Annotated in this window: 10 protein-coding genes; 2 read left to right on the plus strand and 8 right to left on the minus strand. The window is 42.5% G+C overall.

The genetic code is table 11. From position 1 onward, the window contains the following. Nucleotides 1-40: 40 nt before the first annotated feature. From pyrG to DFP77_RS17050, 3 genes are all read right to left on the minus strand, one after another. Complete coding sequence (gene pyrG, locus DFP77_RS17040) at nucleotides 41-1675, minus strand: CTP synthase (RefSeq protein WP_114413426.1); 1635 nt, start codon at nucleotides 1673-1675, stop codon at nucleotides 41-43. Between the two features lie 177 nt (nucleotides 1676-1852). Further along, the gene (locus DFP77_RS17045) at nucleotides 1853-2809 is read right to left on the minus strand and encodes a PDR/VanB family oxidoreductase (protein WP_114413427.1); all 957 of its coding nucleotides are present in this window, start codon (nucleotides 2807-2809) and stop codon (nucleotides 1853-1855) included. A gap of 73 nt (nucleotides 2810-2882) precedes the next feature. Further along, nucleotides 2883-3989: an aromatic ring-hydroxylating dioxygenase subunit alpha gene (locus DFP77_RS17050; protein ID WP_114413428.1), complete on the minus strand. Its 1107-nt coding sequence runs from the start codon at nucleotides 3987-3989 to the stop codon at nucleotides 2883-2885. Between the two features lie 223 nt (nucleotides 3990-4212). Between DFP77_RS17050 and DFP77_RS17055 the strand changes: the two genes are divergently transcribed. After that, entirely contained in the window at nucleotides 4213-4938 is a 726-nt protein-coding gene (locus DFP77_RS17055) for a GntR family transcriptional regulator (protein ID WP_114413429.1), read from the plus strand. A 30-nt stretch (nucleotides 4939-4968) separates the two neighbouring features. Here DFP77_RS17055 and DFP77_RS17060 read toward each other — a convergent pair whose 3' ends face one another. Beyond that, nucleotides 4969-5265 carry a DUF6482 family protein gene (locus DFP77_RS17060; RefSeq protein WP_114413430.1) on the minus strand — a complete coding sequence of 99 codons (297 nt, stop codon included), beginning with the start codon at nucleotides 5263-5265 and terminating at the stop codon, nucleotides 4969-4971. Nucleotides 5266-5391: 126 nt separating this feature from the next. Between DFP77_RS17060 and DFP77_RS17065 the strand changes: the two genes are divergently transcribed. Continuing rightward, nucleotides 5392-6069, plus strand: coding sequence for a nucleoside/nucleotide kinase family protein (locus DFP77_RS17065; RefSeq protein ID WP_239544323.1), 678 nt, complete (start codon nucleotides 5392-5394; stop codon nucleotides 6067-6069). An 11-nt stretch (nucleotides 6070-6080) separates the two neighbouring features. Here the strand turns inward: DFP77_RS17065 and DFP77_RS17070 are convergent, their stop codons facing one another. The 4 genes from DFP77_RS17070 to tilS all read right to left on the minus strand — a co-directional run bounded on the left by DFP77_RS17070 (nucleotide 6081) and on the right by tilS (nucleotide 10668). Then, the gene (locus DFP77_RS17070; protein ID WP_258861203.1) at nucleotides 6081-8117 is read right to left on the minus strand and encodes an FUSC family protein; all 2037 of its coding nucleotides are present in this window, start codon (nucleotides 8115-8117) and stop codon (nucleotides 6081-6083) included. Between the two features lie 19 nt (nucleotides 8118-8136). Beyond that, complete coding sequence (locus DFP77_RS17075) at nucleotides 8137-8997, minus strand: efflux RND transporter periplasmic adaptor subunit (RefSeq protein WP_114413433.1); 861 nt, start codon at nucleotides 8995-8997, stop codon at nucleotides 8137-8139. A 4-nt stretch (nucleotides 8998-9001) separates the two neighbouring features. Then, nucleotides 9002-9205, minus strand: coding sequence for a DUF1656 domain-containing protein (locus DFP77_RS17080; protein WP_114413434.1), 204 nt, complete (start codon nucleotides 9203-9205; stop codon nucleotides 9002-9004). Nucleotides 9206-9357: 152 nt separating this feature from the next. After that, a complete protein-coding gene (gene tilS / locus DFP77_RS17085) occupies nucleotides 9358-10668 on the minus strand; it encodes a tRNA lysidine(34) synthetase TilS (protein WP_114413435.1) in 1311 nt (436 codons plus the stop codon). Between the last annotated feature and the right edge of the window lie 129 nt (nucleotides 10669-10797).

Consider the following 10797-nt stretch of genomic DNA (forward strand, 5'->3'; position numbering starts at 1 on the left):
TAAAATAAATGAAAAATCACAAACTACCTGTTTGCTCAAATTATTTTTCTTTTCCTGCGTATTTAAGTGCCGCATGTACAAAGGCACTAAACAGGCCGTGTCCATATCTAGGTGTAGAAGTGAACTCCGGATGGAACTGACAAGCAACAAACCAAGGGTGATCGGCAATCTCTACCATCTCAACCAAAGAATTGTCTTCTGAACGACCTGAAATCGTCAGACCTGCTTTCATCAGATCTTCAACATAAAAGTTATTTACTTCATAACGATGACGATGACGCTCTTTTATGACCGCTTCACCATAAGCTCCAAAGGCTTTTGTGCCTTCCGTAAGGTTACAGTTTTGTGCGCCAAGACGCATCGTTCCACCTAGATCGGATTCCTCTGACCGGATTTCTTTGGAACCCTCTGCATTGGTCCATTCTGTAATCAGACCAACAACTGGGTTCTCTGCTTTTAAATTAAACTCGGTGCTGTGTGCACCGGCTAAATTTGCCACATTGCGAGCAAATTCGATAACCGCTACTTGCATACCCAAACAAATACCTAAGTAAGGCACTTTGTTTTCACGAGCATACTGAGCTGTTAATATCTTACCTTCAACACCACGTTCGCCGAAACCACCAGGAACAAGAATAGCGTCCATTCCTTTTAATTGATCAGTACCTTTTTCTTCGATACTTTCAGAGTCAATGTAATGCAGTTTCACTTTAGTACGAGCGTGAATGCCCGCATGGTCCATCGCTTCAATCAAAGACTTGTAGGCGTCCAACAACTCCATGTATTTACCAACCATGGCGATATTGATTTGCTTTTCAGGGTTCAATTTCGCTTGAGTCACTTTATTCCAGATTTCAAGGTCTGGCATGTTACAATCTAAGTTGAAGTGTTCAACAATCAAGCTATCTAAGCCTTGGTCGTTCAACATCTGAGGGATACGGTAAATAGTATCGGCATCAGGAAGGGAAATAACCGCGCGTTCTTCAACGCTGGTAAACAAGGCGATCTTCTTACGCTCTGGCGCTTCGATAGACACTTCAGAACGACAAATAAGAATGTCTGGCTGAATACCGATAGAACGAAGTTCTTTCACAGAGTGTTGGGTAGGCTTGGTTTTGGTTTCACCGGCAGTACGAATGTAAGGGACAAGAGTCAAATGCATGAACAAAGCACGACGTGCACCCAATTCAACTTTAAGCTGACGTACCGCTTCTAAGAAAGGTTGTGATTCGATATCACCAACCGTACCACCGATTTCAACCAAAGCAACATCTGCGCCTTCAGCACCAGAAATAACGCGGCGTTTAATTTCATCGGTAATATGAGGAATAACTTGAACGGTTCCACCAAGGTATTCACCACGACGTTCTTTTTTAAGAACATGTTGATAAACACGGCCACTGGTGAAGTTATTGCGTTTGCCCATTTTAGTGGAAATAAAACGCTCGTAGTGGCCTAGATCTAGATCCGTTTCGGCACCGTCTTCTGTAACGTAAACTTCGCCGTGCTGGAAAGGACTCATGGTGCCAGGATCCACGTTGATGTATGGATCTAGCTTTAGCATGGTGACTTTTAGACCACGAGATTCAAGGATAGCGGCCAAAGATGCTGCTGCCAAACCTTTACCAAGAGATGAAACTACACCGCCTGTAACGAAAATATATCGTGTCGCCATGAGTGTTTAACCCGCCTTACAAATATAAAAAAATGAGATTTGAAGGCACATGACAATGTACCTTCAGGACGGGGGAAAATAATAACATCGGAAGCCCCTTCACTCAATGTAAAACACAGTTGTTTTACATTGAGTGAAGGATTCACTACAAGAAAAATCAAGACAGTGAAAGCAGAGCTATAAATCCAGCTCCAAGACAGGCGTTTTAGAGCGGGAACAACAAGGCATCACAAGCTTACCTTGGGCATGTTCTTTATCCGTCAAAAAGACATCTCGATGATCTGGGGTTCCGTCTATAACTCCTGTTTGGCAAGTGCCACAAACACCCGATTCACAAGAGACGGCAAGGAAAACACCATTAGTATCTAATACTTCAAAAATACTCTGGTCAGCTTCAACATCAAAAACCTCACCTGTACTATGAATTTTCACTTTAAACGCGGTATTTTCACTTACATTTTCATCGAGCGCTGGTGCTGCAAAAAACTCTCTATGCAAACGATCTTCAGGCCAACCTAACATTTTTGCCTGCTGCAAGACGCCATTAATAAAATCCGCTGGACCACAAATATACAGTTCCGAGTCATTCGAATGACATGACAACACATTCACTACATCCATGCGGCTAGACCCCGCCACCTGGCTATAATGGAAATGCATTTTATCTGCAAAAGAGGATGCCTCTAACGCAGAAGAAAAGGCGGCCGTCTCAGGAGATCTTGCACAATAGTGAAATTCAAAAGGCAGTCCCATTTTTTGCAAATGCTGCGCCATTGGCAGCATTGGCGTTACTCCAATACCACCAGCTACTAAAACGCTATGACGCTTTGTTTCCACCAAAGGAAAATGGTTTTTCGGTTCACTTATTGAGATAGAATCACCTATGCTCAAATTATGAACTTCAGCGGATCCACCTCTTGATTGTGGGTCTTTTAAAACCGCAATTTCATAGTACTGCGCGTCTTCTTGAAGACGACACAATGAATATTGGCGGGTTAAACCACTTGGCAACTTAATATCAATATGCGCCCCTGCTTCAAAAGCAGGTAGCGCCGAACCATCTACAGAGCCCAGCACAAGTCGAACAATTCCTCGCGCTTCTGTGACCATATTTCTTACAATGACCGGAATCATTTGGCACTCCTAATCTATTATTCTTATTAACCAGAGAGCCAAAGAAGCAGCGCTCTGGTAAGCACCTACTTAATTAAAATGACACTGTCTGCAAAGGTGCAGTAGTTTGTGTGTTTGAAGTATTGCCCTGCTCTTTTCCAAGCTGCTCATTCGCAATCACACGATCTATAATTCGTCGTGATTGAACACCACCGGCATCAATGTCTAGCTTCAATAAGTCATAGTCTGGAAATGCTAATAAGTTTTGTTGTTGACGCTCAAGCACCTCTAAATCTTCTGCGAAAATTTTGCCTTGCCCTTCACGAATAGTATCGGTTAGCGCTTTATCTTCCGGTTTAAAATTACGCGCCATTCCCCAAAAATACCAAATAGACGTTTCTGTTTCTGGAGTAATAAAATCCACTACAGTACTGCTAGCCTTTTTGTCTGCTGGCGCTTCAAAGCCGCCATTACCAGCATGAGCAACACCAACATCAATCATCACATGAGAAGGCGGACTGAAACGACAAATTTGCCAGCGATCTACTAAAACGTCATCGGCCAAACCATTACCACGCAAAGCAGCTTGCCAAAATGGTGGTGCCATGATGTTTTCCATATAACGACTGGTAATGACTTTATCACCTTCTACTGTCGTAGAAACTGGTGATTCATCAATTTCCTTCTGACCAATACTACTAGCATGAACGTAGGTTTCATGGGTCAAATCCATCAAGTTATCCACCATAAGGCGATAATCACAATTGATATGATACAAGCCTCCACCATAAGCCCATTCAGGATTTACAGCCCATTCTAGATGAGGGATCAATGATTTATCAGCTTGAGATTGGTCACCTGGCCACACCCAAATGAAACCATAACGCTCTTCAACTGCGAAGGATTTCATACATGGAAAGCCTTTTACTCGCTGCAAAGGCATTTCTTTGGTTTTGCCATCCGCGCCCATTTTTAAGCCATGGTAACCACAAACCAAAAGACCGTCTTCCACATAACCTAAAGACAGAGCGGCACCACGATGTGGGCAAAAATCCAATACCGCAGCAATTTCATTTTCGAGGGAACGGTATAAAGCGATGCTTTCACCACAGATCTTACGACCAAGAGGTTTACTGCCCATAACCTCTTCAGACATAGCTGCGACATACCACGCATTTTTTGGATAAGTTTGCTTACTCATTGGAATTCTCCTGCTTTTATTTTTATTTATTGGATCCAATATAGATGAAAAAAAACATAAAACAATATAGATATATATTAATTGGATCCAATATGCGTAAAATGAATAACACCAAAAAAACTAAATTATTGATAAATAAACACTTCTTTATTGGATCCAATTATTCCTTTTTTGTCTTCGTATGCGTTATGATAATTTTTCATAAAAAGTAGGGGCCAGAGCTATGAACAAACCTGGACAACAAGTAATTAGTCGATTACGACAAATGATTTTATCTGGCGATTTGGCCTCAGGACAACGCCTTGCAGAGATCCCCACCGCTGAGCAACTTGGTGTTTCACGAACTCCGGTACGCATTGCCTTCAGGACTTTAGAACAAGAAGGTCTACTAACGAAACTGTCCGGACGGGGGTATATTGTCCGCCAAGTGACACAAGCAGAAATCAGCGGTTCTATCGAAGTACGCGGCGTGCTCGAAGGGTTAGCCGCAAGACAAGCCGCTGAAAATTCGCTATCCAACGAACAAAAACATGAACTATTAACACTATTAAGACAAGGTGATGACTTATTCGTAAAAGGCAGCATAGACGAACAAGATCTCGCCCTTTATCACGACATAAATCAGCGCTTTCATCAGATTATTATTGAAGCCAGCTTGAACCCTGCCATCGCTGAAGCATTAAGCCGCAATGAACACCTTCCCTTTGCTTCCGTTAGCGCTTTAGCATTTGATCAAAATAACTTAGCTCAAGAATATCGACGCTTTAACTTTGCCCATATGCAACACCACGCCGTCTTTGATGCCATCACTAACGGCCAAGGGAGTCGTGCTGAAGCCATCATGCGGGAACATGCAAACGCTACTCACGGCTACGCAAAAACATTCTCCAAAATGGAAGAAAGCGGTGAGAAGATGCAAGTTCTAAACAATGTGAATTCAGCTCTCTAAATTCTCTAAGAAACTCCCCCATCAAATGAGCTAAGCTAGATCGGTATTCCCTATTGGTACCTCTAATATATTCCCAACACCAATCGGCTGCCCTATCATTTCGTCATAAGCACTGCGATGACAAAGCACCGTAGCGCCAACGGACTTGCCTTTAAACAACGCCTGTAGGTCTAATTTGTTATGGCTGGTTATAAAACGTCCATTGTCCGTTTCGATGTATTGCTCGTCTCCATCAATCACCACTGATAGCTGGTAAAGGTTAGACTCCAAAGAATGCAGTTTGACCTTATCAACATGAAGAATTTTTTTAAGCTCTTTCAGCAACATAACAGTCTTCCTTTATGGCTTTACTTAAGTACGTACCTCATTGCATTATCAGTTCACATAAAGTGGAGAATCACCTTAACAAGCTCGCGCTAACTACCAGTAAAAAAACAAAAAACAGGAGAAATCATGGCTATTGATATTTACGACAGCTATGCAAATTCAACCGATGTCCAAACTGCTCTAAACAAAATTAAATCCTATACTAAGCAGCCAAATCGCTGCTTGATAGGTTTAACTGGTGGGCCAGGCTCCGGAAAGAGCACTCTAGCGAACTATTTACTCGATCACTTTACCAAGCAACAAGACACTCAAGTGGTTTGTCTCTCAATGGACGGTTTCCATTTATCAAAAGAGCAGCTTCATCGCCTGCCCAATGCCGAAGATGCTTTTGCTAGGCGCGGTGCGCCTTGGACATTTGATAGCGTGGCCTTTGTCGAACGGGTGAAGAAAATTAAACAAAGTTACCAGCAAGAAGATATATTGTGGCCAAGCTTTGACCATGCCCTTGGCGACCCAATTGCAAACGACGCATCGATCAAAAAAGAAACAAAAGTCATATTAATAGAAGGGTTATATCTGTTACACCAACAAGATGGCTGGCAAGAGTCACAAGCCTTATTCAACGAACATTGGTTTTTAGACATTCCTGTTGACGTGGCAATCGAGCGCTTGGCAAATCGCCATATGCAGGCTTGGGGGTTTAGCCATACACAAGCAATGAACAGGATAAATCAAAGCGATGGCTTAAACGCTGAACTAGTTGCAACATACAAAGATCAGGCAGATTGGCTATTAAAAATATAGCCACTTTTTATCTACACTTTCTGCATTGCAATGGCTTCTGCACTGCGCTCAAAAGTCAGGTTAATGCGCAAAAACATACCTTGAATCGCTTCAACCTGGCTGGAATTGCCTTCCAAAGCAAGTAGCTCGTAATATAAAGACTGACTGGCTTTTTCAAAGCTATCATCACACCGCCCCTTACTTGCTAATAAAAATGCTTCTGCCAAGGCTGTCTGCCACCTTTCTAATGATTGCAGTTGCTTACCAGCCAAGTTTTCACAAATGGAACGCAGGCGAACAGACACATGTCCGAGATTCAAAGCAGTTAATGCTAAATCTGTAATAGCACGTGACTTAGAACCTTGATCGTAATTTGTTAAGCGCAATAACCTATCAGCCATCCGACGGTTATACCAAGCAGCAGGAGCAGCATGTTGGTTGACTTTCAATAAATCTTGGTAAGTCGTTTTAAATATCCTGTGAACCAACAACTGAACACTTGGCCCTGTAATTAAGTGGAATACCCAAAACAAAATACTTACGCCAGCAAAAATAGCCATGGCAGAGCTTATTGTGAAATCAATAGAAAAAGCCCGACTCATATCTCGACTAGGACTCACAAGAATAGAAAAAGGAATACAAAACCCTAAACCATATGGCAAAGTCTGACGATCAAAGAGAAGCAACAAACCGATAAAATAAGGTACAGCTAGTACAAGTAACAAAATTTCTAATTGGCCAGAACTCTGAGCCAATAAGTTTAACGCAAATAAAACCGCTACCAGTACCGCCACGACGACACCAATTAGCAGCCGTTTCAAAACCACTTTTAGAATCATCAAGGGCAATCGAGCCAACATGATAGAAAAAATGACTGGTAAAATCATAATCATAAGCGCAGCTGAAGAACCCGTACTAACCCAAATACAAGCACCCATTAAAAATACAACCATAGTACGAATACCAATGATGAGTCCCGCTAGTGGGTCACGATAAGTCAGCATACTAGGTGCATTCAGCAAGGTGCTATCGCGCTCTTCCAGTGCACGAAAAGCTCGCAACAAAACAGTCAATTCCGATGTAATCTCTGCACCGACATTCAGCAAATGAGATTCGAAAGGCACCTCTGAGTCATTATTCAAACGATAGTCAGCAAGGTCACTGCGTAATGTTTTGACTTGTTCTAAGCAATAATCAAAATCTTCTGATTCTGCAATCCGTCCAAATGCGTCTCTCAATCGATCGAGCAGTTTAGTTAAAGTAGGAGTCATCAGCTCTGTATGGCGACGCTGTAAGCGACCAAATATTTGTACCAAGGCCAACAAAGACAAAACTTTTTGAGCCAATTGATTAGCCGCTCGTGTATGCCCTGGTCCTTTTGGACCTTCATAACTCACCGCGCTAGAGTCTTCGCTAACCATACCTAACGTCGCCATAATGCCATCAATCTGTTTATGGCGATTTTCATGAGTTCCTGACTTATCCAATTCCGTCACTAGATACTGTAAAGTCTGATTAATAACCGATCTTGCTTGTCGTTGCAGGCTGTCTTTTACCTTTACAGGCCAGAACATATGACTGACTACGCCAGCGCAAATAGAGCCAATAATGATTTCGCTAACTCTCGCTTGAGCAATATCAAACACCGCTTGGCTGTCAGCAGTGGATGGGCTAGCCATCACCATTAATACAATAATCTCCGACGTTACTGCTGCCATGGCGAACGCATAGACAAAGTTAGCTTGTCGAACCATAGCAGATAAAGCGGAATTCACCCCCAACCACAACGCCAGAACACCTAAAGCCAAATAAGGGTAAGGCATTAAATACGCTAACAACACAATACCAAATAGGCCGCCAATAATCGTCCCGATAATTTGGCACATAGCCTTTTCAATCACCAAACCGCTTTCAGGGCGCATTTGCAAAAAAACAGCGGAAACCAATGCCCAGTATGGACGATCAAGATTTAGAGATAAGGCAAGAGTGAGCGCCATCGCCATTGCGATAATGCCTTTCAGCGCAAAAATAACTGCCTGTTTTTCTGGTAAAAACAGATTGCGAAGCACTATCCCCAAAGCGATCTCCTTACTGTTTAGCCAGATGAATAGTGGCCGTCATGCCAGCGCTAAGTTGAGTTCCTTCTGGTAATGAATCAAGCTTAATATCAACAGGAATACGCTGCGACAAGCGCACCCAGTTAAAGGTTTGTTGAACCTGCGGCAAAAGCTGACCATTACTTTGGGTATTGGTGTTCGCTATGGCTTTACCAATACTCACTACATGACCTGTCAATGGCTTACCACCACTCAGCAAGGTGATTTTGGCTGGCTGATTTAAATGAACAAGCGGTATTTTGGTTTCCTCAAAGTAGCCAGTCACATAAAACGAATTAGATTGAACAATCGCAAAAACAGGAGAACCCTGCCCAACATAATTTCCTTTACGCAAATTCAGATTAATAATATGACCAGATACTGGAGCATAAACATTAGTACGATCCAAATTAAGCTGCGCGGTTTCTTGTTGCGCAACGGCCAAATCGTAATTAGCTTTGGCAATTTCAGTACTAATGCGTGACGACTCTAGATCTTCTGCGCTAATAGCTTCTTGTTTTCGCAAAGCTGTGCGCCGTTCATTTTTATGCTTCTCTAGCTGCCAAGTGTATCTAGCATTTTCTGTGCTGGCTTTACTTTGATTAAGCGCAGCTTGGTAGCGCTGTCGGTCTACACTAAAAAGTAATTCGCCTTCTTTGACCATTTGATCATCGGTGATTTTCAGGTCTGTCACCCAACCAGAAACATCAGGTGCAACTGTCACGATTTCAGCGCGAATACGCCCATCTCGAGTCCATGGTGAATGCATATAATCATTCCACACCCACCGACCGGCAAACAGCGCAGCCAAAATAACCAATAAAGTAATAAAAATTCGTAGATATTTTTTCATTGATTTATCTTCCACCTAGGACATAAACAGTCAGAGCCAAATAGCACACAAACAAAGACACTTCGAACCAAGCAACTTTCCAAATACGGTCGTACCAGTCTAAACGATGAAGAACAAAGCGCGTGAGTGCCGCTAACAAGAAAGCGATAGGAAAGTAAACAACCAGAGGGCTAAACTCCAACCCACCAAGAGCAGCAATTTGAAGCATTAAGAAATCCTGTCACGTTAATATATTAGGCAATGTACCGACGTTATCGGAAGCCCGTTCATTGATTAAGCATAGAATTATATCTAGATAACACCAAAAAATTGTGCACCTAACAGCCAAATAAAAGCACAACTATTTCGGCAAGCACTTTTCTAGACACCTTTAGGAAAAGGTAAATTTTGATTTAGAAGCCAACACACTTTGAGGTGCGTATAATCTGGGTGCTGCCATAGATCGCCAATCGCAACCAATGTATCACCCTCATACAAATAAGGAAGATGCTCTCGCCACCAACTAGGAATAGCGTGATCATTAAACCATTTTTTTAATTTACGAGTTGTGCCATTAGGCATTAGTAAGCTTTCACCTTGTGGTCGTGCTTTCAATACACATGACTCGCTTCCGGTAACGCAAACGCAGTCAAAAGCGCGCTTAAAGCTTTCCCCTGGACACAATGCAGCCAGTTTAACGTCTTTATCCAGAGGCAATAGATATACTGTATTCTGATGACGCATTATACGACCACGAGAAAACTCAAATTCTGGTTGCTTGTCCTCTGCACTAGAAAACATAGCGGCAACACTTTCCAGCTGAGATTGCGACAATGAAACATCATTATCCTGTAAAAAATGTCGCCACCAAAACAACCTTTCTTCAAATGGCTTATCTGCAATACATGACAAATCCAGACCGCCAAACTCGTTACACCAACTGACTAACTGCTGATGAGCAAACTGAGAAAGCATCTCGTAATCCGTGGCAATTCGCTCAGCACTCGAGACGATGCTAGATTCCATTTTTGGAAAACGCTCTTTTAAAATCGGCACAACACTTTGACGAAGAAAGTTACGTGTAAAGCGCTCATCGTCATTCGATTCATCATTAATGTGAGTCAATTGATGCTGATATGCATAGGTTTCAATATCCTTTTTCGACACCTTTAAAAAGGGTCGAATTAAACAAGCCCCGCTATTTCCTATTAATCTTTCTTGCGGAATGCCCGCTAACCCCTTTCCACCAGTTCCACGCAACAAACGGAACAATAGAGTTTCAACCTGATCGCCAGCATGATGAGCAAGCAAAATAACGTCTTGCTTACCCATTACTTTATGAAAGGCTTGGTAACGAGCATTGCGAGCTGCATCTTCTAGGGATGCTTGAGCCTCCAACTGCACCCGCTCAGCAACAAAAGACACATCAAGGTTGGTGCAAATCATCTCACAATGCTTTAGCCAATTATCGGCATTAGCACTTAAACCATGATGAACATGAAGCACGACAAGTTGCCGTTTTTGCTCCACTGAGATTTGATTGACCAAGGCATGAAGCAAAACATGAGAATCGACACCACCACTAAAGCCAACCCACACTTTTGCCTGCTTAGAGAATACAGCGGCAATCCACTCAGCATTAAACCTGAGAGGAGATAGAGAAGTCAGCGGTTTAGAGATTGATCGTTTCATTATAAAGCCCGAAAGCAAAGCACCTTAAACGCAATGTGTCGTCCTAAAATAGGTTGACAGTTTTTAGGCCAGCTCCTGTAGCTGGCCTTTCTCTTTTCGCACTTGATTCGGTGTTTTCATCTTGAGGCT

The organism is Marinomonas foliarum (assembly GCF_003337275.1).
GTDB classification, from domain to species: domain Bacteria; phylum Pseudomonadota; class Gammaproteobacteria; order Pseudomonadales; family Marinomonadaceae; genus Marinomonas; species Marinomonas foliarum.